Here is a 25819-nt window from a genome sequence, read left to right on the forward strand (position 1 = left end):
TTCGCCTTCCATCAGGTCAGGCGATGAGCAGCGCCAACGCCCGGCACAATCTTCCTCCCGAGATCGAGCGGGCCCTGCTCGATCGCCTCTCCGGTTCTCCGCCCCGGGAACCGCCGCGCCGCGGCCCCGCCGACGCTCGCCGGCTGCCGGCCGTACAGCATCGCATCTGGGTCATGGACCGGCTCGACGAGGGGAAGCCGATCAACACGGTCAGCCTCGCCGTACGGCTGCGCGGCCGGCTTGACCGGCGGGCGCTCGCCCACGCCGCCGAATCCGTGGTCGCCGCGCACGCGGAACTGCGCACCATCGTCGCCGAGCGGGACGGCGTGCCCGAGGCCCGCACGCTTCCGTCCGTGGCGGTGCCGGTGGAGGAGACCGACCTGGGCGCGGGCACGTCCCTGGAGGAGACGCTGGCGGACCTGGCCGGCAGGCCCCTGGACCCCGCGACCGGATCCAACGTCCGCGTCCAGCTGATCACGGTGGGACCGGCGGACCACGTCGTCCTGTTGCTGGTTCACCATCTGGTCTGCGACGCCGCCTCCATGGGCATCCTGATGCGCGATCTCGGCCGCGCGTACGCCGGTCGGCCGCTGTCCCCGCCCGCGCACCGGTATGCCGACCTGGCGGAGCTGACGGAACGGCAGGCGGCACGGACACGGGCGCGCGACCTGGCGTACTGGCGGGAGACCCTGTCCGGCGTCCCGGCCACGCTCGACCTCGACTGTGCCAGGGCGCGACCCCTGCCACACTCCGCGCAGCGCGGCGCGGTGGACATCCTTCCCCTGCCCGCCGGGCTCATCGACGCGGCCGCCGGGCTCGGCCTGGCGCACGGGGCACCGCTGTCGTCGGTCCTGCTGGCGGCCTGGGTCTCGGTCTTGCGACGGCACAGTGCCCAGGACGACATCGTGGTGGGAACGGCGGTGGATGAACGGAACACGCCGGGCGCCGAGGAAGTCGTCGGGCCGTTCGTCAACCTGGTGCCGCTGCGGGTGCGTTGCGGCCCGGTCGCCTCGCGTGACGACCTGGTGACGGCCGCCCGCGACGCGCTGCTCGGCGCGCTCGACCATGCCGCACTGGAATTCGAGCGGCTGGTGGCGGCGGTGCGCCCGCCACGGCCGCCGGGACGGCATCCGCTCTTCCAGGCAACGTTCGACCTTCGGCGTGAGCTGCCGCGGCCGTGGCGGTTCGGCGACCTTCAAGCCGAGCCGATCCCGATGCCGATAGCCCCGGCCCGCGTGGATCTGGGGCTGTCGATCGACCGCACCGCCGGCGGATGGCAGGCGCGGCTCGTCTCGTCCACCGGTCTCTTCGCCCCCGGCACCGGGCACCGCCTGGTGCGCGACCTCGCCGAGGCCCTCCACAGCCTGGTTTCGCCGCCGCCCCGGCCGGTCGCCCCGCCCGCCGCCCCGGTCCCATCCGGTTCCGTCCTGGAGGCGATCGACCGATGGGCCGGACGCCGGCCGGACGCCGTGGCGGTCGAGGATGGGCGGCGGGCGCTGAGCTACGGGGAGCTGACCAGCCGCTCACGCGCTCTGGCCGGACGGCTGGCGGATGTGGGCGCCGGACCCGGCATACCCGTCGGTGTGCTCATGAACCGCGACTGCGACCTGGTGACCGGACTGCTCGGCGTGCTGCGCGCCGGCAGCCCCTACCTGCCGCTCGACCCGGACCACCCGCGGGCGCGCACCCGGGCGCTGCTCGCCGACGCCGGCGCGCGGATCCTCCTGACGACGCCTGAGCTCGCCGGCTACGCCCCGGCCGGGGTCCGGGTCGTGACACCGGGCGACGAGGGCGCCGGTGAGGTCTCCGCGGCTGCCCGGCCGGGCCACCTGGCCTATGTGATCTACACCTCCGGCTCCACCGGCCCGCCCAAGGGCGTCGAGATCACCCACCAAGGGCTGGCCACGATCCTGCACGCGATGGGCGAGCTGATCGACGTGAGCCCGGACGACGCGCTCCTCGCGATCACCACCGTCGCTTTCGACATCGCGGCACTGGAGCTGTTCCTCCCGCTCACCCGGGGCGGGCGGGTGGTGCTCGCGCCCTCCGGCGCGGCAGCGGACCCCGAGCTGATCCGTGCCCTCGCCGCGGCGCACGGTGTCACCATCCTCCAGGCGACGCCCGTGACCTGGCGCGTACTCGGCCCGGGCCCGATCCCCGGTCTGCGGGTCGCGCTGTGCGGCGGCGATCGGCTGCCCGCCGATCTGGCCCCGCGGATCGCGGGCATGGCGGAAAGCGCGTGGAATGTCTACGGGCCGACCGAGGCGACGATCTGGACCACCGCCCACCGGCTCGATCACTCCGGCGAGCCGGTGCCGATCGGCCGGCCGCTGCCCGGCACCCGGGCGTATGTCCTGGACCACGATCTGCGGCCTGTCCTGCCCGGCAACCCCGGCGAGCTGTGCCTGGCCGGAGCGGGGCTGGCCCGCGGGTACCGGGGCCGGCCCGGCCTGACCGCCGAACGGTTTCCGCCCGACCCCCATGCCCGCGGCGAGCGGCTGTACCGCACCGGGGATCGGGCCCGCCTGCGAGACGACGGCACGCTGCACTACCTCGGCAGGCTGGACGAACAGCTCAAGATCCGCGGTCTGCGCATCGAGCCGGGTGAGATCGAGGCCGCGGTGCGTGAGCTGCCGGGGATCGAAGACGCGGCCGTCACCGCCGTGGCCGGGCCGGCCGGAGAGCCGGTGCTGACCTGCTATGTGGTGGGGGAGTCCGGCATGGCCACCGCGGAGCTGCGGGCCGCTCTTCGCGAGCGGCTGCCCGCTCACCTCGTGCCCGGCACCTTCGTGGTGCTCGACGCCCTGCCGCTGACTCCGAACGGCAAGCTGGACCGGCGCGCGCTGCCCGCACCCGCCCCGGCCCCGGCGAGGTTCGCTCACACCGGTCCGCGCGGCGAGGTCGAACAGGTGATCCGCGAGGTGTGGCAGGAGGTTCTCGGCAGGTCACCGGTCCACGCGCACGAGGACTTCTTCGACCTCGGCGGGCACTCGCTGCTCGCCGCCCGCGTCGCCGCCCGTCTGCGGACCCGCCTGGACGTGGACGTGCCCCTGCGGTTGCTCCTCGACCATCCGACCGTCGCCGCGACCGCGCGGGCCCTGCACGGCCTCGGACCGGCGGAAGTGCCCCCGGTGGGCCCGGCCCGTCACGATCACGACGAGGCCGCGCCGCTCACCGTCGCCCAGCACCAGGTCTGGTTGCTCTGCCAGGATCCTCAGGCGGGCCTGGCCTATCACGTGCACGCCGTCCTGCCGGTGCCGGATCACGTCGCCACGCTCCGGCTCCGTGCCGCGCTGGACGAGCTCACCCGGCGGCATTGCGTGCTGCGGACCCGATATCCCATGGTGGACGGCGAACCGCGACAGGTCGCCGACGGACCGCCGTCCGCTGACCTGACCGAGACGAGCGTTCGCGCATCGGAGCTGCCGGCGTTCCTGGCCACCGCGGCGCGCGAGCCGTTCGCGCCGGCCGAGGCTCCGCCGGTCCGCTGGCTTCTGGCACGCGACCGGGACGGGCCGGCGCTGCTGGCGCTCGTCGCCCACCACCTCGCCCTCGACGGGTGGTCGCTCGCCCTCCTGGAACGCGAACTGGCCGCGCTCCTCGACGGGGCGGACCTGCCGCCGGCACCGTGCTTCGGCGCGATCGCCCGCTGGCAGCGGCGCTGCCTGGCCTCCGCCGAGCTCGAGCGCCAGCGCGGCTACTGGCGGGAGCGGCTCGCCGCGCCACGGCCCGTGACCGCTCCGCCGTACGATCGGGTTCCGTCGCCACGGCCCGACTTCCGCGGCGACGTGGTGCGGACCTCGGTCACGCCGGCGGTGGCCGATCTCGCCCGCTCACTGCACGCCACGCCGTTCATGACGCTCCTCGCCGCCTTCCTCGTGGAGCTGCGCCGCGGCGGCGCCGGGGACGACCTCCTCGTGGGCGTGCCCATGGCGGCCCGCCGCCTCGAAGAGCTCGAAGGCGCCGTGGGGATGCTGGTCAACACCGTGGCGCTGCGCTGCGACCTGTCCGGCGGCCCTTCCTTCGCCGAGGTGGTCGGCCGGGTACGGCGAGCCGTTCTGGAAGCCCACACCCATCAGGAGCTGCCCCTGGCCGAGGTGGTCCGCGAGATAGGTGCCATGCCCGGCGCGAGCAGGAATCCTCTCTACCGGACGATGTTCGGCATGGACGGCATCGGCCTGGGACATCGGGTGCACAACGGCGCCGCCAAACTGGACCTGACGGTCATGATGGCCCCGGAGCCGGACGCCGCTGGCTGGGCGATCTCCTGGGAGTACGCCACTCAGGTCCTCGACACCGCCACGGTGACCGCCATGGCCGGCAGATACGGCGAACTCGTCTCCGCCGCATGCCGCGATCCCCACCGGCCAATCGCCGGCTTCGCCCCGGTCGTGCCCCGCTCGCCATCGCCGCCCTCCCGCAGGCGTACCGTCCAGGCCGGCCCGCCCACCCCGCTGGAGCCGATCGTCTCGGAGACCTACGCCGCGGTGCTCGGCGTCACCGCCGTCGGCAGGGACGACGACTTCTTCGAGCTCGGCGGCCACTCACTGCTGGCGCTCCGGGCCGCGGACGCCCTGTCGGCCCGGACCGGGCGTCCGGTGACGTCCCGCCTGCTCATGGCGCACCCGACCGTGGCGGCCCTGGCCCGCGCCCTGAGCGCCGCCACGGCACCGCTTCCCGCGTCCGCCCGCGGGCACGGCCCGGTCGTCCTGGTGACCGGCGCCACCGGGCTGGTGGGCCAGGCGGTCACGGCGGAGCTGCGGCGGCGCGGCATGGCCGTACGCGCTTTCTCCCGGCCGTCCTCACGCACGCGTGCCCTGCGGATCGCCGACGAGGTGGCGGAAGGGGACCTGGCCGACCCGTCGACCCTGGCCGAAGCGGCGGACGGAGCGGTCGCGCTCGTGCACGCCGCGTGCACCTTCACCGAACCCGACGTCGACCTCGCGGCCATGGAGACGCTCGCGGCACGACGATCGGGACGCCCGTTCGTCTTCATCAGCAGCGCCGACGTTTACGGCCGTCCGCCCGGCCCCTCCGCGGTTGCCGAAGACCACCCCCTTTCTCCGGATGTGACGGAGTACGCGCGTGCCAAGGCGGCGTGCGAAGCCCTGCTCGCCGCCACCGGTCCCGGTCATGCCGAGCTGCGTCCGCCCTTCGTCTGGGCACCGGACCCCTACTGCATGTGGCAGCTGCGCCAGACGGCGGGAGCACCGGTAGAGGACGCGGTCAGGTCCGGCCGGCCGCTGGTCCTGCCACCCGCGCGGCGCGGACACGCCTGGGTGGACGCCCGAGACCTTGCCTGGCTCGTGGCCGAGTGCCTGCGGCGGCCACCCGACGGGCCGGTGAACGCCGTGGGCGGGCACTTCGGCTGGCGGACCCTGGCGATGGAACTGCTCCGCCTGCGCGGACTGCGGATCGCGATGGAAGAGGGCGAACCGTCCGGCCTGTACGCGACACACCGGCGGTTCAGCGGTGCGCTGGCCGCCGGGCGCTGGGGATTCTCCCCACGCCGCCGGTGGGCACGCACCCTCGCCGCCGCCGCCCGCGGCGCGGCGCCCGCGGAGGCCGCCCGCCCATGACCACGACGGTGCTCTTCTGCTTCAAGGGCCGCCACGGGCTGGGCCACACCCGGCGCACGCTGCTGATCGCCGAGGCGCTCGCGCGGATCGCGCCGGCCGTGCGCGTGGTGCTGATGAGCCAGGGCCGGCCCATCGAACTGCTGCGCCGCACGCCACTGCCCGCGGTGAATCTGCCGGTGCTGGAGCGGCTGCCCAACGACGCGATGGAGGCCGCCTACCTGGACCTGTTGCGCGCGCTCGGCGCCCGGCTGGCGCCGTCGCTGCTGGTCGAGGACACCTATCCCGATCCCCGCCACCTGTTTCTGGCACCCTTTCGCGATGTCCCGAAAGCCCTGGTGATGAGTGGCATGACCAGGGGCGCCTACCTGGAACGCCTGCGCCAGGACGGGTTGCTGCGCCACTACGACAGGATCCTCGTCGCCCGGGAGGAGACGGCCCTGCTCCAGTCCGCTGAGCTGACCCGGGCGACCCGGACGATGCTCCGCCACTCCGGCCGCGTTCGCTTCCACGCCCCGGTCTTCGCCCTGCCGGAGGCCACGGGCGTCGCGGCGGCCGCCGCACGGTTCTCCCCGGACGGCCTGCCGCTGGTGGTGGTGAGCGCGGGCGCGGGGGGTGACGTGACCACCCAGGCGTTCCCCGAGCGGTTGTTCTCCTCGATGACCGAGGTGGCCGCGCGGCTGCTGGAGGACGGCGTGCGGGTACGCGTAGTGCTGGTGGCCGGGCCGTACTATCGCGGTTCACCACCCGCGGAGCTGCCGAACGTGACGTACGTGCCGTTCGTCCCGCAACTGCCGGCGCTGCTGCACGCGGCGCGCGTGGCCGTGATCAGGCCGGGGAGCAACGTCCTGCGCGAGACCTTGTCGGGACCGGCCGCGACCGTCCTCGTGCCGAACTTCTCCTGGGCCGAGGACCAGCGGGCCACGGCCGAGCTGGTCGCCCGGTCGCTGCCCCAGGTAGGGCTGGCCGCCTGCGACGACGTGGCCACGCTGTACCAGCTGACCAGGGCGGGCCTGGCCGCCCCGCCTCGTCCGCCGTGGCCCGAGGCACGACGACCGGCGCCCGAGCGGCTCGCCGAAGGACTGCTGGACCTCCTGGAGCCACCGCCGCCCGGACCGGACGCGTTCCTGATCATCAGCGCCGGGACCACCTCCGAGCGGCGGAAGATCGCCGAACGGGAACTGCCCGGCGTGCCCCATACCCATGACGATCCGCGGCTCCTTCTGCTGGACAGGGTGCCGCCCGTGCACGCGTCACCGGCGACGCTGTATGAACGAGGCGTGCGGCTCGTGCTGGCGCCCCAGGGTGAGGCCCACAATCCGCGCCACGGCGTGAACTACGACCCCGGGTACGGTTTCGACCTTCCCGTGTGGCGGAACGCGTACCGGCCGGCCGAATACGGGCTGGCCGGCGCCGACGTCCATCACGTGCGCGCCACGCCCGGTAACCCCGGTGCCTTCGGCTACCGGCTGGCCCGCGCCCGCCGCCTCGCCTGCCTGCCCGCGATCTGGCTCGACCTCGGCGACGTGCCCGACGACCTGCTGCCCGGCCATCTGCAGGCTGTCGCCGCCGTCACCGGGGGCGTGCGTCTCGCGAGCGTGACCGAACTGCTGGCCCATCACGTAACCGCCCAGTTGATGTGAGGTGCCCATGACATCAGCCGAATTCATCGTCGCGCGGGTCAACGTCCGCAGCGCCGGGACGTCGTGGGAGGACGTCGCCGATCGTGTCGTGACCCTGCTCGACAGCGGTGCCGTGAGCGTGGTCGACTTCGCCGGGGACGAGGAGCCGGCCGTCATCCGCGCGATCGGCATCCCTGCCGCCGGAGAGCACGATGGACGGTGACGCGCGCGGCACGGGCGCGGTACTCCACGATCTGGTCGGCGCCGACCCGGACCGCGTCGCCGTCCGGGCGGGCGCGCGCACGCTGACCTACGCCGAGCTGACCGATGCCGCCAACCGGCTGGCCGGCCGCCTGCTGCGGGCCGGCGCCCAGACGGACGCCGTCGCCCGCATCCGCCTGCCGCGCGGGCTCGACCTGCCCGTGGCCGTCCTTGCCGTGCTCAAGGCGGGCATGGCCTACCTGCCGCAGAATCCGGCTTCCCCGCAGGAGGCGTTGCCGACTCGCCTCCTCGTCACGGCGTCGGCCTACGCGCCGGACACCGCCGTTCCGGTCGTTCTGGTCGACGATCCGGCATTTGCCGGAGAACCCGCGGTCGCCCCGGTGTCTCGCGTACGGCCCGGCAACCTGGCCTATGTGCTGCCCACCTCGGGGACGAGCGGACGGCGGAAGCTGGTCGCCGTCCCGCACCGGGCGGCGGTCAACACGCTCACGCACGTGGCCGCCGCGTGGGGGCTCGGGCCCGGTGACGTGGCGCTGCAACTGGCCGACGTGGGCTACAGCGCGGCCGTACGCGACATTCTCGGGCCGCTGACCAGCGGCGCGACGCTGGAGCTGGTGGAGGGCCAGGGCGCGCAGGCCGTGCAGGCCGTGGCCCGGCGGCTGGCCGAGGGCACGGTCACCTGCCTGCTGTCCTGCCTGCCGCAAGTCCTGTCGGCTCTTCTCGACCTGGACACGCCCCCGGGACACCTGCGCCTGGTCGTGATCATCAGCGAGACGCTCCCCGCCGAACTCGTGGAGCGGGCACGTCGCCGGTGGGGGCGGCAGGTGCGCATCGTTCACCAGTACGGGCTCACCGAGTGTGCGATGACCTCCCTGATGGCAGACGTCCCCGAGGATCTGGGCGGACTCGCGCGCGTGCCTGTCGGGCGTCCGATCGCCAACACCCGGGTCCTGCTCCTGGATGGGGATTTGCGTCCGGTGCCGCCCGGGACGCCGGGTGAGTTGTACATCGGTGGTGCGGGTTTGGCTCGGGGCTATTACGGTGATCCGGTTCTGACCGCCGGACGCTTCGTTCCCGATCCGTTCGTGCCGGGCGCTCGCCTGTACCGCACGGGTGATGTGGCCTGCCGGCGTCTCGACGGCGCCATCGAATATCACGGCAGAACCGACCGCCAGCTCAAGATCCGCGGGCACCGCGTCGAACTCGACGAGATCGAGCTGGCCCTGCGGGCTCACCCGGACCTGCGTGGCGCCGCCGTACAGGCGCACGAGCAGAACGGGGAACCGGTCCTGGTGGGGTACGTGGTGCCGCGCGCCGCCGTACCGCCCGACGCGGAAAGCCTGGCCGCTCACCTGGCGCGGATGCTGCCCGAGCCGCTGACGGTCCTGCGGTACGTGACGCTCGCCGAACTGCCCGCCCTGCCCAATGGCAAGATCGACCGCAGGGCGCTTCCGCCGCTCCCTGCCGCTCCGGCCGTCGTCGATACGCCCGGCGACGGGAGGGACCTGGAGCGCGCGGTGACCGAGACGTGGCGGCAGGTTCTCGGTGTCGGCACTCTGGGCCGCGAGGACGACGTTTTCGCCGCCGGCGCCCACAGCATGCACGTCGTCCGGGTCACGGCGCGGTTGCGCCGGCGGGTGGCGGCGGAGCTGCGCGTGGAAGAGGTGTTCGAGCACCGCACCGTCGCCGCGCTGACGGCCTGGATCGAGAGATCGGCGCGCCCACCGGCCGCCGCCCCCGCTCACCCACCGGGTCCGGCCACGGCACGGCGGGTGACCCCGGCGCAGCGAAGCCTGTGGTTCCTGGACCGGCTGCGTCCGCACAGCAGCGCGTACACGATCGCCTTCGCCCTTGACTTCGAGAAACCGATCGACGCCGCGAGATTGCGCAGGGCCGTGGCACGGGTGGTGTCGCGCCACGACGTCCTGCGCACCGGCTTCATGGATGAGGGCGGAGAGCCTCGGGCGTTCGTCCGCCCCGGCCCTGCCTTCGAGTTCGCCGTGGACGACGTGGCGGAGCTGCCCTGGGCCGGCCGTCCCACTGACCTCGCCGCAGACCCCCTGCTCCGCGTCGCCGTACGGCCGGACGGGGGCAGAGCCTGGTTCGCGATGCACCACATCGTCACGGACGACGCGTCGGTGAGCGTGTTCCTCCGCGACCTGACGACCGCTTTCGACGGACATCCGCTTCCCCCCGCGCCGGCATCCGGCGACGCCGAGCTTGCCCCGCCGTCCCCGGCCTGGGTGGCGCGGTTGCGTACCGTGCCGGATACCCTGCAGCTCCCGGTCACCCGTCCCCAGGTACAGACCGATCATGGCGGCGTGGTCTGGCGCACCCTGCCGGACCGGCTCGTCTGCGCGATGACGGCGCTGGCGGACACGACGCGGGCGACACCGTTCATGGTGGCGCTGGCCGCATGGTCGCTGCTGATGTGGCGCTCGGGCGGGCAGGAGTCCATGCTGATCGGCACGATCGCCGCCGGCCGTACCGGACCGGAGCACGACGACGCGGTCGGGTTGTTCGCCAATCTCCTGCCGGTGCCCATCCACCTCGATCCGGAGGAGCCCTTCTCCCAGTTCCTCCGCCGGGTCCGGGCCGGCGTGCTGGAAGCGCTCGACCACGCGGAGGTGCCCTTCGGGTCCCTGGTCGAGGTCCTCGCGCCGGAGCGAGACACGGCGCATGCCCCGCTGGTACAGGTGGCCTGCGACTGGGTGGAGGAGCCGCCGGAGTCGTGGACGTTCGGTGGCGTGCGGGCGCGGCTGCGTGACGTCGAGCCGCCCGCGGCGAAATTCGACCTGTGGCTCTCGCTTCGCCGCCGTGGCGGCACGGTGCGCGCGCGTCTCGAATACCGGAGCGACCTGATCGACCCCGTCACCGCCGACCGGCTCGCCGATCGGCTGGAGACGGTGCTCAGCGGCGCGGTCGACCGGCCCGACGTGCCCCTGCGGGAGCTGCCCGTCATGCCCGCGGCCGAATACCACCACGCCGTGACCGGCGGAAACGACACAGGGGCCGAACTCCCCGACGGCACCGTGCCGGATCTGCTCCACGGCCATGAGGGCACCGCGATCCGCTGTGGCGATCGGACGGTGTCCCACGCGCGGCTGCGCACCGCCTCCGACGCCATAGCGGGTCATCTCGCCGCCCGAGGGGCGGGGCCGGGAACCGTCGTGGCCGTCTGCCTGCCGAGGACACCCGACCTGGTCGTCGCTCTCCTGGGGGTGCTCAAGTCCGGCGCCTGCTACCTGCCGCTGGATCCCGCCTACCCGCTCACGCGGCTGAACGCCATGCTCGCGCTGGCGGAGCCGTCCATCCTGCTGACCGACGACAAGACGGGCAGCGTCGTGGCCGTCCCGCCCAGCACGACGGTGATGGATCTGCGCGCACTGGCGATCAGCGCGCCGGAGCCGGCGCACCCGATCGCGCGGCCACACCAGGACGACCTCGCCTACCTGCTGTTCACCTCGGGCTCAACGGGCGTGCCGAAAGGCGTCGCGATCACCCACCGCGGCATGCTCAACCTCGTGACGTGGGGTCGCCGCGCCTTTACCGGCGAGGAACTGGCCCGCGTGGCCGCCTGCACCTCCGTATGCTTTGACCTGTCCGTGTTCGAGATCTTCACGCCGCTGTCGGCCGGGGGCTCGGTCGAGCTCCTCGACGACGTGCTCGCCCTGCGAGACAGCCCGGCCGCGGGCAGAATCACCCTGCTCAACACGGTGCCCAGCGCCCTGGGCGCGCTGCTCGACGACGCGCCCCCGCTTCCCGGGCTCCTGCGCGTGAACGTCGCGGGCGAACCGCTGAGCGCCGGCCTCGTCGAACGGATCGCCGGTACGCTGCCCGGCCGCCGTATCACCAACCTCTACGCCCCCACCGAGACCACCACGTACTCCACCGCGGCGGACTGCGTCCCGCACGAGCCCGTCACCATCGGGCGTCCGATCGCCAACACCCGGGTCCTGCTCCTGGATGGGGATTTGCGTCCGGTGCCGCCCGGGACGCCGGGTGAGTTGTACATCGGTGGTGCGGGTTTGGCTCGGGGCTATTACGGTGATCCGGTTCTGACCGCCGGACGCTTCGTTCCCGATCCGTTCGTGCCGGGCGCTCGCCTGTACCGCACGGGTGATGTGGCCTGCCGGCGTCTCGACGGCGCCATCGAATATCACGGCAGGACCGACCGCCAGCTCAAGATCCGCGGGCACCGGATCGAGCCCGGAGAAGTGGAGGCGGCGCTTCACACCCATCCCGCGGTACGGCGGGCCGTCGCCGGACCACGGCCGGACCCGTCGGGCGGATCGCGGCTCCTCGCGTGGGTCGTGCCGGCCGGCCAGGTCACCGAAGCCCAGCTCCGCGACTTCCTCGGGAACAGATTGCCCGGCTATCTCGTCCCCTCGATGATCACCCTCATCGACGCGGTACCCCTCCTGCCCAACGGCAAGGTCAACTGGCCGGCGCTGCCGGATCCCACACCCGGGGCCGGCACGAAGCCCCCCATGACCGCGGCGGAGGAGGCGGTGGCCCGGCTGTGGCGGGCACTACTCGACATTCCGGTGACGGCCGACAGCCACTTCTTCGCGGCCGGCGGACACAGCATCGCCGCGACCCGGCTCATCTCCCGGGTGAACACGACATTCGGTACGGACCTGCCGGTGAGCAGCCTGTTCGCCACTCCGGTACTGCGCGATTTCGCGGCACACGTGGAAGACGCGGTCCTTCGTGACATCATCGAGCAGCGCGCAGACGAAGGGATGGAGTGACCCCGATGCGGGTGGAGATCGACAGCCGGCACGGCGGCCGATGGGTGTCATTGATCGGCCCGGACGGAAAGGAATGGCTGTGGCGACGGCCCGGCGTGGCCCGGGACGAGGTCTCACCCGGCGACCCCTTCGTCGACGCCGGTGGCCTGGAGGAGTGCTATCCCACGATCGGAGGCGTACCCGATCATGGCGAGGTGTGGTCGCGGGCCTGGCAGGAGGACGGCGACACGATGCGCGTCACGGGCTCCGACTTCGAGCTCAGCAGGAGCGTCACGGTCACGGCCGGTCAGCTGACGGCCGCCTACCGTCTCCGAGCCGCCTCCGGACACAGGTTCATCTGGGCCGCCCATGCCCTTCTGGACCTGTCCGACCGCGCCGGGGTGGAACTGCCCGGGGGCATCCCGATGATCGTTGATCTGCCGGACAGATCCGAATCCTGCGGCTGGCCGTACCTCGGTGACATCGACGTGAGCCGGTTCGGCCCGAGCGACGGCTCCGTGATGGGCGTGCGCGTCCCGGACGTCACCGCCACCGAGGTCGTGGACGGCGACAGCCGGTTGACGATGACGCTCGAGGTTAAGGATCAACCCTGCGGCCTCATGCTGTGGCGCAACCTGGGCGGCTGGCCCGGCTCCGGCCCTTACCGCTCGACCGGCGTCGAGCCCATGATCGGGCATCGGGCCACGCTGGCCAACGCCGGACCCGGAGAAGCCGGTGTCGTGCCGGCCTCCGGCGAAGTGACGTGGACACTGCGCATTGGCGCGACCTAGAGAGGACCCCACAGGGTGAAGGAGTACGTCGAGATTCCGCTGGCCAACGGTGAGAGCCTCATCGTGGAGAGCGTGGAGGTTCGGGCAGGAACCGTCCAGGCGGGGCGGCTGCGCGACGTGGCGGGCACGGCCACCGAGACGTTCGAGTCCGCCATGACCCGTCTGCGCTCGGCCGCGGACTCCGTGGTACGGCGCATGAGCGACATGGCCCGCCCGCCGGACGAGGTGACCGTGGGGTTCGCCGTCAAGCTCGCCACCCAGGCGGGTGTCGTCATCGCCAACACCAGCGCCGAGGCCAACCTCTCCGTGACGCTCAAGTGGACCGCGGCCACGGGCACCGAAGAGATCACGGCTGCCGGACCTGTTCCGCTTCATACTTCGTCGGATGGCGCCTGATCCGCGCCCCCGACCTCCAGAGGCCACGCGGGCAAGATCGCGGCCTGCGCTGGTTCGCCTGCTGTATCTTGTGCCGCTCGGAAACCCGGTTCCGCGCTGTGAGCTGGGGTTCTGCTGCGTGATCGGGATGGTGGCCGCGATCGCCGGTGGGCGGAGGTGCTCCCGGTCGCCCCGGCGCTGGCACCACTATCTGGTAGCGCATACATGGACCTTCACAGACAGGCGGCGCCGCCAAGGCACTGATTGTTCGGAGGGCGCGGGGAGAACCCGACCTGGGGTCATAGAAGAATCCAAGGCGGAGTGGCGCGCCTGGGCTACACGATCGCCGCCTCCAAGACGTGGGAGATCCTCCACGCCGTGGAGGAAGCGATCGTTAGCGTGGTTGAGGGCGCTCGAAATCGGGCGGTTGTGGCCGAACACTTCCACTCGCTCGCGGTTGCCGCCCGGCGACGTCGTGCAGACGACTCACTTCACCCACCGTGGTGTTATCGGAGCGCGGGGACAGCCGCCCGCCGGGCACGCCCGGTGATGGAGTAGGCCACCTCAAGAGTGGATCACAGGTGGTCGAGCGGCGATGGACTCGTGGAGTGCGTTCGCCACGGCCCGGACGAGGGGAACTTGGGAGGCGTCCCAGACAAGGTTGAGGCCGTTGTGGCTGCGGAGGATGAGTCTGCCGTACAGGAGGATGGGCAGGCGGGCGTTGTTCTTGAAGCGGTGGTCGGGGCCGCCCTTGACGTTGACGTAGCGCCAGGTGGAGTCCACGACCGTGCCGTCGCGTGGTACCGGGCCCGTTTCGATGAAGCGGGAGCGTTCCACGCCGACGTGGAGGTGCTGGTAGGCGAGGTCGGCGATGTGCCGGCCGTCCCGGATCAGGACGCGGTCGGGAAGGAAGTGCACCGACAGGCTGCCCGCGGTGAGGGTCGGGACGGCGACGTTGGTGATGAGGATCCGTGGCCCTGCCAGCAGGGCCGTGGCGTTCATCCTGCGCAGCAGGTTGGAGGCGCCTGCGTTCACCTTGAACTGGTAGGTGCTGGCGACCGCGCCGGATGCGGTGATCAGCCAGAAGCCGTGGGTTCGCTGGAGGCCGGTGATCGCGTTGACGAGGTGGTCGAAGCGTGCAGCGGCCTCGTCGGTCACGTCGTACATGACGACCACCGCGCGAGCCGCTCGGTCGCGTAACGCCACCCAGAGCACGAAAGGCAGCCCGACGGCGATGATGACCAGGCCGAAGCGTCCTGTCATCAGCCCCGCGACGAGCACGGTGGCCAGAGCGAACGGCCAGTACGGCCGGCGCCCGGCGGCCTTCTGCAACTGCTGGACGACGTCACTCGGCTGGGCCGGGATCAGGCTGACGACATCATGCATGACCACGTCACGGCCGGGCGCGACGGTCCGGTAGGAGACCGCTCCGCGTCCCATGCGCACGACGTTGCCGCGGGGGCCCATTCCTGCTCGAAGGCCCGGGATGGCGGTCGAGACGGCCATCCCGCCGTGGCTGAGGGTGAATCGGAACGGTCCAGCCCTGAGGCTGGTGCGCACATAGAAGCCCACGATGGGGAATCCTTCTGACCTGGGTGCCCGTTACTGCGGCAGATCGAGGTGCTGGAGTCGTACACCGCCTCAGGCCCAGTCATGACGGCTCTGACCAGTCGAAGGACGCAGAGGCCAGGGTGTTGCACGAGGTGGCGGTGCTGCGGCGTCAGGCCGTTCGGCGAAAGTCCGGCTGGGGCCTACACGTGTCGACTTCGGGCATTTTGGCCTGCTCGGTGGCGAGTTTCCGCCGCCTCCGCAGTTCTTCCCGCTCAGCTGCCGAGATTGTCTCCGTGCTGTGGCCACTTGAGGTATCCGTCTCGGCACGTCGGTCGTGTTTCACCCAGTTCCGCAGGCTCTCCGGGCTGATCCCCAGCTCACGCGCGACCTCGGACACCGTCCGGTCCGAAGACCGGGCCGGCTCGACGGCGTCACACTTGAACTCCTCGGAGTAGCGTTTACTCCTGGTTCTGCTTCCTCTGGGCTCACATGTCCCAGTTTCCAGGTGCCAACGATCAAGGGAAAGCTTCATCCTGAGCCTGGCCTGTGCTGCGTTGGGACAAGGGGCAGGGGCCCGGTGGTTGGTGGTCATCAGACCACGTTGTGGTGTGCTTGGCCGGCCTTTCGGGTCGTGATCCCGGTCTGGGACAAGACGCTGCCGATCGTAGTGGCCTGCTTGGACGCGACGCCGCGGCGGATAGGCGATGCTCCGCGTTCACCGAGGACGACAGGGTCAGCGCACGAAGTTGACCCGCTCGAGATGCGGCGCGTAGTCGGCGACGCCGACGATCAGCCTCTCTCTGATCAGGTCGAGGTCCGCTTTGCCCGAGAGGTCGGCGCGCTGGAAGACGACCTGGTTCCGCCCCTGGAACCTGCGCACGATGATGTGCTCGTCGTCGTACCAGCCGGCGAAGGCGTCGATGTCCTGGCCCGTCCGGTGAAGGATCTTCCCGGTCGACGCCTCGACGATCCCGATCTGAGACCCCTTGTCGTTCGTACGCAGCACTGTGGCGAACAACCGCCCCGAGGGAGAGAAGACCGTCGCCGCGGTCCATTCGGCGAGACCGCCCACGTTCTTGTACACCTTGCGCGGCTTCCCGTTCATCCCGTACAGGCTGATGCGGTTCTTGCCGTGAACGGCCAGCACCTGCCTGGACGTGCCCGCGAAGTAGAAGCGGAACTCCCGCCCGATGGACCAGTTCGCGACCCGGTGGCGCGGCCCGGCCTTGACCAGGCGGGGTACGCGGTCGGCCACGTTCATCGTGATGAAGCCGATGATCGTCAGGCTGCCGTCCCGGTGCTTGTCGTACGCGGTGAGCAGGAGCGTCCGGCCGTCCGGTGACCATTCGGGCGAGGTCGCGGGCGCGGGCAGCCGTACCGGGTGCGTGCGCCCGTTCTTCCGGTCGATCAGGTCGATCTTCTGCTGTGGAAGCCAAAGCCTGGGGTCGGGAATCCCGGCCACCCACCTCTGCCCCGGGGCCACCAGCGCCTCGCGGTAGCGCGTCTTGACGAACCTGCCGCCCATGCGCAGATACCCGTGATATTGCTGGCCGGCATCGAAGATCAGGGAGTACGAGGCCAGCTTGACCGTTCCCGCCCTGTCATCGACCTTTCCCGCCGTGCCCGCCAGCTTGGTCCATAACCGCGTCTCGACCGACTGGGCGCCCGCCGGCACCTGCACTCCGCTCAATGTGATCGCGATGGCCGCGAACGCGGTAGCCATGATTCTCATCCGATACCCTCCTCGTTCACCTCATCAGACAGGCGAGCACGACGTTTGGTTCGAAGCGGCCCGACATGACGGCGATTGCCTCCTGGCCCGACATACCTGCGACATGAGCGCGCCGGCCTGTACGGCATGGCCGTGGCAGTGGTGTTGATGGGCACCAGGAGGCCGGGCAAACCGATGCTGGCGTACGCCTTGGCCACGGTGATGGACGCGCCGGCCGTCTCCCACGACCAGCACCAGCGCACCACCCCGGAGACGACATGTCTGGGAGATCGCGCAAGCGCGCTGCAGGGCTCCCGCGGATTCTGCCCGGCCGGCCTGACCCGCGTCGGCTGACCTGTCCCACCCCGAGCCACCTCGACATCACGATCGTCGCGGCCGGCTGGCAGTGCCCGGCCCAGGGCCGTGCACGTGAAGGGTGGCTCCACCGGTGCCACTGCCCTTGCCCGGAGCGGGCCCGCTCTCCTGCGGTGGGATGGCGCTTCCTGGCGGCCTGCCGTACCGCCCAAAGGCCTGAGCAGGGATTTCGGGACACTGGCCACCTCGCCCACTGCGACGATCTGTGCCGGTTCGATGCGAACGGTCCCTGGCAACTGGTCGCGGGCCGGTGGGTGACACGGCCGTGGCGAAGCAGCTACCAGGCGACCTCGGTCGCCATCACGAGCCGCGATGAGGTGTGGGTCGCCGAGAGCGGTGGTACGGATGGCTACGCGGGGGCCGCCCTCAGCCGCTGGGATGGTGCCTCGTGGCGAAGGGTAACCAAGCAAGGACACGTTTCTGATCTATGAGCTCAGGTAAGGCTCATCCGTGCAGCACGACGAACGGCCGGTGATCGAGCTGAGCGTCGCCGAACCACGCCGGCAGACCTTCCAGGTCACCGGTGTCGGTCTTGGGTGGCGTCCGCAGGGACGTGCTGTCCGACCCGTTCGAGACCGAGCGGGGTATGGGGATCTACGCGTCCGCCGTCGCCGGACACGACCAGCCCTGGCGCGGCGGCTGGGAACGGCTCGGGGGCCGCATGCCGGCACGGGCCGGTCGGCGGGGATCACGTCGATGACGTCGTAGAGATCAGCCCACGGTCTCAGACGGCTCTGGGAGCAGGCTCCCACAACCCAACCCTTCTTGGTGCGGAGGAAACCCGGAGGAAGGGCAGGGAGGCTGGGGAGCATGATCGCCAAGACATTGGGGTTCGTTCTCGCAGCGGCCCTGTTGCCCGGCACCCCCACCCCTCCGGCCAACCTGCATGAGTGCGCGACCGCGACCACACGCTGCGACGGCACCATCGAGGTCCCCCTCGATTGGGAGAGCCCGTCCTCCGACCGCATATCCGTAGCCTTCACCTTCATTCCGGCCAAGGACGCCGACGGCACGGTGGCGGCCAATCGCGGCGGGCCCCAACCGGCCCTGCCGGAGACATCCACGATCCAGCAAGTACTCGGGCCCGTCCTTGACCGGAAGAACCTCCTGGTCATGGATCCGCGCGGGCTGGGAAGGTCCTCTCCGCTGCTGTGCCCGGGCGCTGACCCCTTCAAGCCGGCGACCGTCGCCGCCTGCGCCAAGAGCGTGGGGCCGCGCGGCGCGTACTTCACCGCCGACCAGGCCTCCCACGACCTCGACGCGGTACGGCGAGCGCTCGGCGTGGGAAGGATGAGCTACTTCGGCAATTCCTACGGCACCCTCTACGCCCAGGCGTATGCGGCCCGTTATCCCAGCAGCCTGGACGCCATCTTCCTGGACAGCTCCATGGTCATCGGTCCCGACGGGTACGCCGAGCAGGGATTCGACGCCCGGCTCGACTACCTCGACCTCGTCTGCGAGCGATCGAAGGTATGCGACGCGCTGCCCGGCAAGGCCTCCGACGCCTGGACGAGACTGGTGAACCTGCTGCGCAGGCAGCCCGACCCGGAGGTGACGCTGCACCAGGCACTCACCCTGCGTGAGCCGGCCGAAGCGGTGCTCGGCCGTGAGGTTGTCGCAGCCGCGCACGCCTACCTCAACGGTGACCCGGCCCCGCTACGCCGTCTGGCCCGGCTGACCCCCAAAACCAGCCCGCCGTTCAACCCTCCATGGCTCGCGGGGCATCTCGCCTTTCGCTGTGGCGACGGTTCCTTCCCCTTCGACCGGCTGGCGTCGCCGGCCGAGCGACTAGCGCAGGCCGAGCAGTACTACGAGCGGGAACGCCCGCTGGCGCCCTACCGGCCCACCGACTTCCACCACCCCGAGGCGGTCGCCAGCCTGGAGTGGTGCATCAACTGGCCGACCCCGCGACACAGCCCGCCGCGCCCGCCCGGACAGGCGCTGCCCGACGTACCCATCCTGGTGGTGGCAGGGGACTTCGACGTCAACCGTCCCGCCGAGGTGGAGCGTTCGCTTCGGGTCTTTCCGAACGCGACCGTCATCCGGATTCCGTTCGGGATTCACGCGCAGTCCTTTCTCCCGTCGCCGTTGGGTGACTGCGTACGCGGCATGCTGCGTACCTTCCTGACCACGAAGCGGGTGGTCGACCAGAAATGCACCGGCGAGAACTACCGCGCCGTCGGCGCGTTCCCGCAAAGGCTCAAGGACGTGGCACCGCACCCGGCCCGCACGCTCAGCCCGAGCCGGCGGCGGATCCTCGCGGCCGCCTTCGCCACCGCCGCCGACGCCACTGCCCGTCGCAACCCGCAGGCCTTCTACCACTTCGGGCGGACGAACGAGCCGGGACTGCGTGGCGGCCAGATCACCTTCGGTCAGGACATCACGCTCGATGGAGTACGGCTCGTGCGCGACCTTCAGGTCAGCGGCCCGATCACCCTTACCCCGGACGGCCGCGCCACCGCCACCCTCACGGCCGAGACCGGCGGACGCACTCACGAGGTGACGCTGTCCTGGACGGCGTTCTCCACTCGGCGATCTGTGTCAGGCACCTTCGACGGCATCCCCTTCGAGTAGGCCGCACACCAGCTGGTGGGCGAGCGCTACCGCTCGCCCACTGAGGAATGACCGTGGCTTCCCGGCATTCTTCAGGGTCTCTGAAGATCCCTTACCCGCGCCGCTCATCGTGCAACTGCGATGAAGGGTTGTGTGGAGCCCGCTGCTCGGTGCTCGGCGGCCCGTTGGTCGAGGCCGAAGGCAGCGACCACGACCAGGGGAGATCGCGACACGGAGGAGATCGTCCCGTGGTCGCGCCGCCGTCCACCGGGGACGTACCGCCTACACGCCCTGACCCGTGGTGAGCGGCAGGCCGCCCAGCAGGCGTTCGCGCAGGACGTCACCCCGGATGCCGGCTTCGTGGAGGTCGTCGGAGCCGGGGTCGCCGGTGACCAGGAGTTCGGGCACGACGAGGTCGCCGAGCGGGCGGCCGGGGGCCGGGTCGGCCAGAGCGCCGATGTCGGCGGTGGACAGGTCGAGGTAGGAGGGGACGACGGTCCTGCCGTGGAGGGTGCCGGCGATCAGGTCGGGGCAGAACTCGTTCCAGAAGATCGAGACGGTGGCGCGCAGGTCTCCGTGGATCATCACCAGGTTGCCGGTCATGTCGCCGACGAAGGTCTCGGCGATCACGTCGCCGCTCACGATCAGCTTCGTGTCACCGGCCAGGTAGACGTCCCTGGCCCGCAGGTCGCCGAGGACGATCAGCGCGGCGTCGCCGTAGTCCACGTCGATCACGTTCCCGTCGACGACGAGGTCGCCGTCCACCACGTACCCGGTGGCGGCCTCGGGCGTGTCGTCGCGCCACGGGGTCCGCTCGTGCTCGTCGAGGGGCAGTTCGCCGGTGACCGCGGCGGGGCCCGGCACCAGGATGTACTCCTCCTCATAGAGGTTCTCGTACGCCTCCTTCGGCAGCCCGCGCCGCTCGAACAGGCTCACCGCGTCGTCCCAGGCGAGATAACTCGATCGCATGCGCATGACCCTATCCAGGAACACCGGGTGCCGAAGTACGGCCGTGCGCGCCGTCACTTCGCCGGGAGGGCATGGTCACCAGGGCAAGGGGCCCTCCTCGCTGAAGAACCCGCCGCTCGGCCCATCCGCGCCGAGCGTGGCGAGGCGGACCAGGACGGCGGCGCCCTGCGCGGGGGTCAGGTGGCCGGTGTGGTTGTTGCTGTCGGTGTCGACGTAGCCAGGGGCGACGGCGTTGACCAGGATGTGATCCTTGCGAAGTTCGTTGGCGTATTGAATGGTCAGCGCGCTCAGCGCGGACTTCGACGGCGTGTACGCGGCCGACGGCAGCAGGCCGGCCAGGGGCCCGTCCGGGTCGCTGGTGAGGGTGAGCGACGCGGCGTGGCTGCTGACGTTGACGATGCGCGGCTCCGGTGACCGTCGCAGCAGCGGCAGCATGGCGTTGGTCACCGCGATCACCCCGAACACGTTGGTCTCGAACACCGCTCGCACCATGTCCAGGTCGACCGCGCTGGGGATCTGGTCGGTGGCGTCCATGGGGGAGGTCTGCCCGGAGCCGGTGATGCCGGCGTTGTTGATCAGCACGTCGAGGCGGCCGAAGTCCGCCTCGATCCGCTCGGCGGCCGCCCGGACTGTGGCCTGGTCGGTGACGTCCAGGACGATCGCGGACACGTCGGCGCCCGTCGCGCGCAGCGCCGCCGCCGTCTCCTCGCCGCGCCGCCGGTCCCTGGCGCCGATCAGAACCGTCATCCCCAGTACGGCCAGCCGCTCGGCAGCCGCCCGCCCGATCCCCTTGTTCGCACCGGTGACCAGCGCGATCTTCTGATATTTCTGTTCGGCCATGCTCGGCTCCTTCGATGGACGAGGCGCTCGGCGCCCTGACGTCCAAGAGACGCCGACCGCGTGATCCGTGTGACAGACCGGCGATGTGACGTGCCCCACCGGCCGCCCAGGTGCGCCGCCGGGCCGGCACGGATGCCGGTCAGGCTCAGGGCCCCAGAGCGTGTTGGCGTCCGGTTTCCGGAGACGCTCGTGAAGTGACGCAGATCACCTGTCAAAGCGCGAACTTACGCTGGCCGTCCGGGCGAAAGCGGGAGAACCGGCGCATGAGGACGGGAGCAGCATGTGATCGCCGAAGAAACCGGCAAGGCCGACGACGCCGAGCTGATACGACGCTCGGAGCACGATCCGGAGGCCTTCGCCGATCTGTTCACCAGGCACGCACCCGCGTTACGGCGCTACGTTGCCCGGCGGCTGGGCCCTGCCCTGGCCGACGACATCGTCTCCGACACGTTTCTGACCGCGTTCCGGCGTCGCGGCCGCTACGACCTCAGCCATCCTGACGCGCGTCCCTGGCTGTACGGCATCGCCGCCCGGCTCGTCAGCCGGCATCGCAGAGTGGAGATCCGGTTCTACCGGGCCCTGGTCCGCAGCGGGGTCGACGAGATCGCCGAGCCGTACGCCGAACGCGTCGACGACTGGGTGGCCGCGCAACAGGCCGGGCTCGCGGAGGCTCTGATGGAGCTGTCACCCGGGGACCGTGAGGCGTTGTTACTCGTGGCCTGGGCCGACATGTCCTATGAGGACGTGGCCCGCGCGCTGGACATCCCGATCGGCACCGTCAGATCCCGCCTGAACCGGGCCCGGACCAGGACACGCCAGGCACTCGGCGGATCCAACCCGGCGATGGCGCGAAAGGAGTCTTCGGATGGATGAGCTGCGATCGTTGCGCGAATGGCGCGCCGACGTACCCGAACCAGGCGCGGAGTGGATCATCCCGGAGCGGCGGCGGCTGCTGACGCGGATACGGGGGCGAGGGAGGGCACTGGGACGCCGGCTGCTCGCGGTTGGGGCGATGGGGGCCGCGATCACGGTCGCGGTGGTGACCCTTCGGCCGCAGCCTCCCGCTCAGGAGCCGGCGACTCCGGCCACGGTCGTGCAGTTTGACTCCACGCTGGTGCTGGCCCGTGCCGCCGAGGTGGCGGGCAGGCGCGAGAGCGCCCCGGTTCCGCTGCCGACGCAGTGGCACTACACCAAGACCCTGGACAAGCAGCCGAACTCGGACACGGCCGAGCCCAGTGAGGGGTGGCAGCGCTATGACGGAATGCAGGCCGCCGGCTTCGATGAAGACGGACGACTGCACGTCGGCCCCGAAGAAAACCCCCTGGATGCGGACGACGACGACCTGACGCCGCAGCAGTACGACGCCAAACTCCGCGAACTGCCGACCGACCCGAAGAAGCTCCTGGCCAAGGTCACGGGCGACCGCCACTGGATCAAGGGAGCCCGTGAAGAGGGGGTGCCCGACAGCGTCACGCCTGACGACATCCGGGCGTACCACGTGATCATGCTCTATCTGAGCAGGTACGGCTCGATGCCACCGCGGCTGGAGGCTGCCATGTTCCGTGCTCTCGCGCTCATCCCCGGCGTCCGGATCGAGCAGGGTGTGAGCGACGCCGCCGGTCGTAGCGGGCTGGGCGTCTGGTTGGAGGGGCCCGGCGACGCGCAGCCGTACCGCCGATACGACATTCTGGACTCTGCCACCTACCGCTACCTGGGCAGGCGAACCGTTTGGCTGCGCGATGAGATGCACCCCGACATGCCGGAACCCGTCGCCCGCAAGGGAGCGGTGTGGAGCACGGCCCTGCTGGCATCGGTGATCGTCGACCGTCCGGGCCTGCGGGGCTGAGCGCTCCTCGCACGGCGGGCGAAGAAGTCGCGGTCGAGCCGGTGCATGCGGACGCCAGGTTCGACGCCCACGTGCCGGCCGCGACGGTGCTGAGGATGAGAGCAGGGACGAGCGGTAGACCGTACGCAGTTCCGTGCGGTTGTCTCACCCTCAGCACCGTCGCGGCCCTTCGGTGCTCGTGCCCGGTGCCAGCCGCCCGGGTACGAGTCGCTCAGCCGAAGGTCAGCGCGGGAAATCCGCTGCTAGGAGATGGAAGCCTCAACGGTGACGGTTCCACCGCCGGTCAGGCTCATCTCCATCGAGGCGCTGATGGAGCACTTGAACGCCGAGGTGACCGCGGCGGCCTGGTTGACGCGCACGACCACGGGATCGCCCTCGCGCAGCGCGCGGGCGACAATGGCGAAGGTGGACCGAGCGCGCTCCAGTTTGATCCGGAGCAACCCACCCTGCTGGGCGGGGTTGAGCTTGAACAGCCGGGCGAGCAGGAGCCGGGGATCACGGTCGAGTTCGGCCGCCACCTGCCAGGCCAGTTCGTCGTCCGCGCAGATCTGGTCCACGATGCGCTGCGCGTCCTCGGTGGTGAGCGGGGTGGACACGGGCATCTTCGTGAGTGTCTCGGTCATGTTCATCTTCCTGTCGAGGAGTTGACACCCCTACTTCGGCCGTGAACCACCCCCGGATGACCCGAATACCATTCATCGGCCCGCGCTGGAAGGGCTGCGACGTGGCTGCGGGCGGCCTGCGCGGTGGCGGTCCCCGCGACGCCGAGGCCAACTACCAGAGCCCGGCCACCCTCGCCGGTGTTCGTCATGACGGCTCCTCTTGGTCGCGTCTGGTGGCCTTGGCGTGGGAGATCCGCATCGTCGTGTCGATCATCACGCAACCCAGATACGGTACGGCGCCTGGGCCCACCGGTGCGGCCTGGCAGAATCGGGACCCATGATCGACGATTTCGCGAAGGACAACCTGCACGGGAGACTGCGGCGGGATCGTAAGGCGCTGCTCTGGAAACTTGACGGCCTGTCCGAGTACGACGCGCGCCGGCCTTTGACAGCGACCGGGACCAACCTCCTCGGCCTGGTCAAACACGTGGCCAGCGTCGAGGCCAGGTACTTCGGCGAGGTCTTCGACCGCCCCTCCCCGGAACCGCTGCCCCGGTGGCAGGACTCCGACGGCAGCGACCTGTGGGCGAGCGCGGACGAGACCCGCGATCAGATCATCGGGTTCTACCGGCGTACGTGGGAACACGCGGACGCGACGATCGACGGGCTTCCCCTCGACGCCCCGGGCCACGTGCCGTGGTGGCCGGAGCCCTCTCCCAACACGAACCTGTTCGCCATCATGGTCCATGTCCTCGGCGAGACCAACCGGCATGCCGGCCACGCCGACATCCTGCGTGAGAGCCTCGACGGCCGGACCGGGGTGCGCCCGGAACACGAGAAGCTGATCGACGAGGAAGCCCGTGCGGCCTACTGCGCGACGATCGAACGGGCCGCCAGGGCGGCCGCTCTCAGAGCACGCGCCGGCTGATCGGCGCCGCGCGAACGGCGGCTGCCACCACCCAGCACAAGGGCAGGGAGAGGGCCGCGGCGAGGGCGAACTTGGCCAGCGCTCCGGCGGGAAGGCCGGACAGCGCGACGGACACCATGACGAGCACGCCGGAGTGCAGGACGTAGACGGCGTAGGCGTTGGCGGACAGGAAGCGGCCGAGGGGGGTCGGCTCCGCCGTGAATCTGCGGCTGAACAGCCCGAGGATCCCCAGGGACATGCCCACGCAGTAGACGCCGTCGAAGAGCCCGTGCGCCACCTGTGCGAGGAGCGGCTGTTCGCCGGAGATGTCCGCGCCCGCCAGCGCGACGGGCAGCAGTGTCACGGCCGCCACGGCCGCGGCGCAGAACCCCCAGCCGCTCGCCCGTGCCGGGATGGCCGTCAGCCATCCGCGCCGGTGGGCGAGTATCCCGGCGGTGAACATGCAGACGTATTGCGGCAGGTAGTCCGGCACCGGGAACTGCACGAGGGGGACGCGTTCAAGGGGCAGCAGGCGCCAGGCGACGCCGAGTGCCGCGAGGAGCGCGGCGAATCCGATCAGGGTGCGTGCCCCCAGCGGTGTGGCCGGCTGCGGGCGAGGTGCCGGGCGAAGGGCCCGGATGGCGGCGTAGGCCGTCACGAAGACCATCAGGGTCACCAGGAACCAGCCGGGGCCCTGCTCGAGCTCGCGGAGGTAGAAGTCGGGATAGGGGAGCGGGGCGCGGGCGTTCTCCCAGCGGTACAGCGGCAGCTTGGCGAGCGGAATGACGGCGAAGACCAGCAGGATCAGGGGGATTCCGAGCCTGATCGCGCGATCGGCGAGGAAGCGCCGCCCGCCCTTGCGGTCGTGGGAGCCGGGCATCAGATAGGCGGAGATCAGGAAGAACAGCCCCATGAAGTACGTCTGGTTGAGCAGGAGGAACAGGTCCAGCAGCCGGTCCCACTCACCCGGCGGCGACGGCCTTCCCATGCTCGGCTCGTGGTAGTACCACAGGGCGAAGCTCCCGTAGGTCAGGGCGACATGATGAAGGACGACGAGCACGGTCAGCAGTACCCGGACGCGGTCAAGGTAGTGCAGTCGTACGGCGGTGACGGTCATGGCCGCCACGCTAGGAACGGAACCAGGCG

Annotated in this window: 18 protein-coding genes; 11 read left to right on the forward strand and 7 right to left on the reverse strand. The window is 71.0% G+C overall.

The window, feature by feature from the left end:
• Positions 1–23: 23 nt before the first annotated feature.
• Genes ACIBKY_RS46215 through ACIBKY_RS46240 form a run of 6 tightly spaced genes read left to right on the forward strand, consistent with a single transcriptional unit; the run spans position 24 to position 13340 of the window.
• The gene (locus ACIBKY_RS46215) at positions 24–5579 is read left to right on the forward strand and encodes an amino acid adenylation domain-containing protein (protein WP_397107503.1); all 5556 of its coding nucleotides are present in this window, start codon (positions 24–26) and stop codon (positions 5577–5579) included.
• Positions 5576–7219: a hypothetical protein gene (locus ACIBKY_RS46220; RefSeq protein WP_397107505.1), complete on the forward strand. Its 1644-nt coding sequence runs from the start codon at positions 5576–5578 to the stop codon at positions 7217–7219. Before ACIBKY_RS46215 ends, ACIBKY_RS46220 begins: the two co-directional genes overlap by 4 nt.
• A 7-nt stretch (positions 7220–7226) precedes the next feature.
• A complete protein-coding gene (locus ACIBKY_RS46225) occupies positions 7227–7421 on the forward strand; it encodes a hypothetical protein (protein WP_397107507.1) in 195 nt (64 codons plus the stop codon).
• Positions 7411–12174, forward strand: a complete 4764-nt coding sequence (locus ACIBKY_RS46230; protein WP_397107509.1) for an amino acid adenylation domain-containing protein — start codon at positions 7411–7413, stop codon at positions 12172–12174. Before ACIBKY_RS46225 ends, ACIBKY_RS46230 begins: the two co-directional genes overlap by 11 nt.
• Positions 12175–12179: 5 nt before the next feature.
• Positions 12180–12944 (forward strand): hypothetical protein, encoded by a 765-nt coding sequence (locus ACIBKY_RS46235; RefSeq protein ID WP_397107511.1) that lies wholly within the window; start codon positions 12180–12182, stop codon positions 12942–12944.
• 15 nt (positions 12945–12959) lie between these two features.
• Positions 12960–13340, forward strand: a complete 381-nt coding sequence (locus ACIBKY_RS46240; protein ID WP_397107513.1) for a CU044_2847 family protein — start codon at positions 12960–12962, stop codon at positions 13338–13340.
• Between the two features lie 543 nt (positions 13341–13883).
• Here ACIBKY_RS46240 and ACIBKY_RS46245 read toward each other — a convergent pair.
• From ACIBKY_RS46245 to ACIBKY_RS46255, 3 genes are all read right to left on the reverse strand, one after another.
• Entirely contained in the window at positions 13884–14759 is an 876-nt protein-coding gene (locus ACIBKY_RS46245) for a hypothetical protein (RefSeq protein ID WP_397107515.1), read from the reverse strand.
• A 280-nt stretch (positions 14760–15039) separates the two neighbouring features.
• Positions 15040–15462: a transposase gene (locus ACIBKY_RS46250; protein ID WP_397107517.1), complete on the reverse strand. Its 423-nt coding sequence runs from the start codon at positions 15460–15462 to the stop codon at positions 15040–15042.
• A gap of 141 nt (positions 15463–15603) precedes the next feature.
• Positions 15604–16602 (reverse strand): hypothetical protein, encoded by a 999-nt coding sequence (locus ACIBKY_RS46255; protein WP_397107519.1) that lies wholly within the window; start codon positions 16600–16602, stop codon positions 15604–15606.
• 132 nt (positions 16603–16734) lie between these two features.
• Here ACIBKY_RS46255 and ACIBKY_RS46260 point away from each other — a divergent pair, with 132 nt between their 5' ends.
• Together ACIBKY_RS46260 and ACIBKY_RS46265 are read left to right on the forward strand one after the other, a co-directional pair.
• Complete coding sequence (locus ACIBKY_RS46260; RefSeq protein ID WP_397107521.1) at positions 16735–16935, forward strand: hypothetical protein; 201 nt, start codon at positions 16735–16737, stop codon at positions 16933–16935.
• A gap of 831 nt (positions 16936–17766) precedes the next feature.
• On the forward strand, positions 17767–19530 hold the full coding sequence (locus ACIBKY_RS46265; protein WP_397107523.1) for an alpha/beta fold hydrolase: 1764 nt from the start codon (positions 17767–17769) through the stop codon (positions 19528–19530).
• Positions 19531–19791: 261 nt separating this feature from the next.
• Here the strand turns inward: ACIBKY_RS46265 and ACIBKY_RS46270 are convergent, their stop codons facing one another.
• Together ACIBKY_RS46270 and ACIBKY_RS46275 are read right to left on the reverse strand one after the other, a co-directional pair.
• Positions 19792–20478 carry a hypothetical protein gene (locus tag ACIBKY_RS46270; protein WP_397107525.1) on the reverse strand — a complete coding sequence of 229 codons (687 nt, stop codon included), beginning with the start codon at positions 20476–20478 and terminating at the stop codon, positions 19792–19794.
• 75 nt (positions 20479–20553) lie between these two features.
• On the reverse strand, positions 20554–21318 hold the full coding sequence (locus ACIBKY_RS46275; protein WP_397107527.1) for an SDR family oxidoreductase: 765 nt from the start codon (positions 21316–21318) through the stop codon (positions 20554–20556).
• A 282-nt stretch (positions 21319–21600) separates the two neighbouring features.
• Between ACIBKY_RS46275 and ACIBKY_RS46280 the strand changes: the two genes are divergently transcribed.
• Both ACIBKY_RS46280 and ACIBKY_RS46285 read left to right on the forward strand, forming a co-directional pair.
• On the forward strand, positions 21601–22191 hold the full coding sequence (locus tag ACIBKY_RS46280) for an RNA polymerase sigma factor (protein ID WP_397107529.1): 591 nt from the start codon (positions 21601–21603) through the stop codon (positions 22189–22191).
• Positions 22184–23164 carry a CU044_5270 family protein gene (locus ACIBKY_RS46285; protein WP_397107531.1) on the forward strand — a complete coding sequence of 327 codons (981 nt, stop codon included), beginning with the start codon at positions 22184–22186 and terminating at the stop codon, positions 23162–23164. Before ACIBKY_RS46280 ends, ACIBKY_RS46285 begins: the two co-directional genes overlap by 8 nt.
• A gap of 242 nt (positions 23165–23406) precedes the next feature.
• On the opposite strand, the gene ACIBKY_RS46290 is transcribed toward ACIBKY_RS46285, so the two are convergent.
• Entirely contained in the window at positions 23407–23787 is a 381-nt protein-coding gene (locus tag ACIBKY_RS46290) for a hypothetical protein (RefSeq protein ID WP_397107532.1), read from the reverse strand.
• A gap of 316 nt (positions 23788–24103) precedes the next feature.
• On the opposite strand from ACIBKY_RS46290, the gene ACIBKY_RS46295 reads away from it, so the two are divergent.
• Entirely contained in the window at positions 24104–24694 is a 591-nt protein-coding gene (locus tag ACIBKY_RS46295) for a DinB family protein (protein ID WP_397107534.1), read from the forward strand.
• Here the strand turns inward: ACIBKY_RS46295 and ACIBKY_RS46300 are convergent.
• A complete protein-coding gene (locus ACIBKY_RS46300; protein ID WP_397107536.1) occupies positions 24675–25790 on the reverse strand; it encodes an acyltransferase in 1116 nt (371 codons plus the stop codon). The genes ACIBKY_RS46295 and ACIBKY_RS46300 overlap by 20 nt on opposite strands.
• Positions 25791–25819: the final 29 nt, after the last annotated feature.

Origin of the sequence: Nonomuraea sp. NPDC050394 (genome assembly GCF_044459065.1) — a bacterium.
In the GTDB taxonomy this organism is placed as follows: domain Bacteria; phylum Actinomycetota; class Actinomycetes; order Streptosporangiales; family Streptosporangiaceae; genus Nonomuraea.

Coding starts and splice junctions, on each gene's coding strand:
- ACIBKY_RS46215 (WP_397107503.1), top strand. CDS start 24: ATGAGCAGCGCCAACGCCCGGCACAATCTTCCTCCCGAGATCGAGCGG.
- ACIBKY_RS46220 (WP_397107505.1), top strand. CDS start 5,576: ATGACCACGACGGTGCTCTTCTGCTTCAAGGGCCGCCACGGGCTGGGC.
- ACIBKY_RS46225 (WP_397107507.1), top strand. CDS start 7,227: ATGACATCAGCCGAATTCATCGTCGCGCGGGTCAACGTCCGCAGCGCC.
- ACIBKY_RS46230 (WP_397107509.1), top strand. CDS start 7,411: ATGGACGGTGACGCGCGCGGCACGGGCGCGGTACTCCACGATCTGGTC.
- ACIBKY_RS46235 (WP_397107511.1), top strand. CDS start 12,180: ATGCGGGTGGAGATCGACAGCCGGCACGGCGGCCGATGGGTGTCATTG.
- ACIBKY_RS46245 (WP_397107515.1), bottom strand. CDS start 14,759: ATGGGACGCGGAGCGGTCTCCTACCGGACCGTCGCGCCCGGCCGTGAC.
- ACIBKY_RS46250 (WP_397107517.1), bottom strand. CDS start 15,462: ATGACCACCAACCACCGGGCCCCTGCCCCTTGTCCCAACGCAGCACAG.
- ACIBKY_RS46255 (WP_397107519.1), bottom strand. CDS start 16,602: ATGAGAATCATGGCTACCGCGTTCGCGGCCATCGCGATCACATTGAGC.
- ACIBKY_RS46265 (WP_397107523.1), top strand. CDS start 17,767: ATGATCGCCAAGACATTGGGGTTCGTTCTCGCAGCGGCCCTGTTGCCC.
- ACIBKY_RS46270 (WP_397107525.1), bottom strand. CDS start 20,478: ATGCGATCGAGTTATCTCGCCTGGGACGACGCGGTGAGCCTGTTCGAG.
- ACIBKY_RS46275 (WP_397107527.1), bottom strand. CDS start 21,318: ATGGCCGAACAGAAATATCAGAAGATCGCGCTGGTCACCGGTGCGAAC.
- ACIBKY_RS46285 (WP_397107531.1), top strand. CDS start 22,184: ATGGATGAGCTGCGATCGTTGCGCGAATGGCGCGCCGACGTACCCGAA.
- ACIBKY_RS46290 (WP_397107532.1), bottom strand. CDS start 23,787: ATGACCGAGACACTCACGAAGATGCCCGTGTCCACCCCGCTCACCACC.
- ACIBKY_RS46295 (WP_397107534.1), top strand. CDS start 24,104: ATGATCGACGATTTCGCGAAGGACAACCTGCACGGGAGACTGCGGCGG.
- ACIBKY_RS46300 (WP_397107536.1), bottom strand. CDS start 25,790: ATGACCGTCACCGCCGTACGACTGCACTACCTTGACCGCGTCCGGGTA.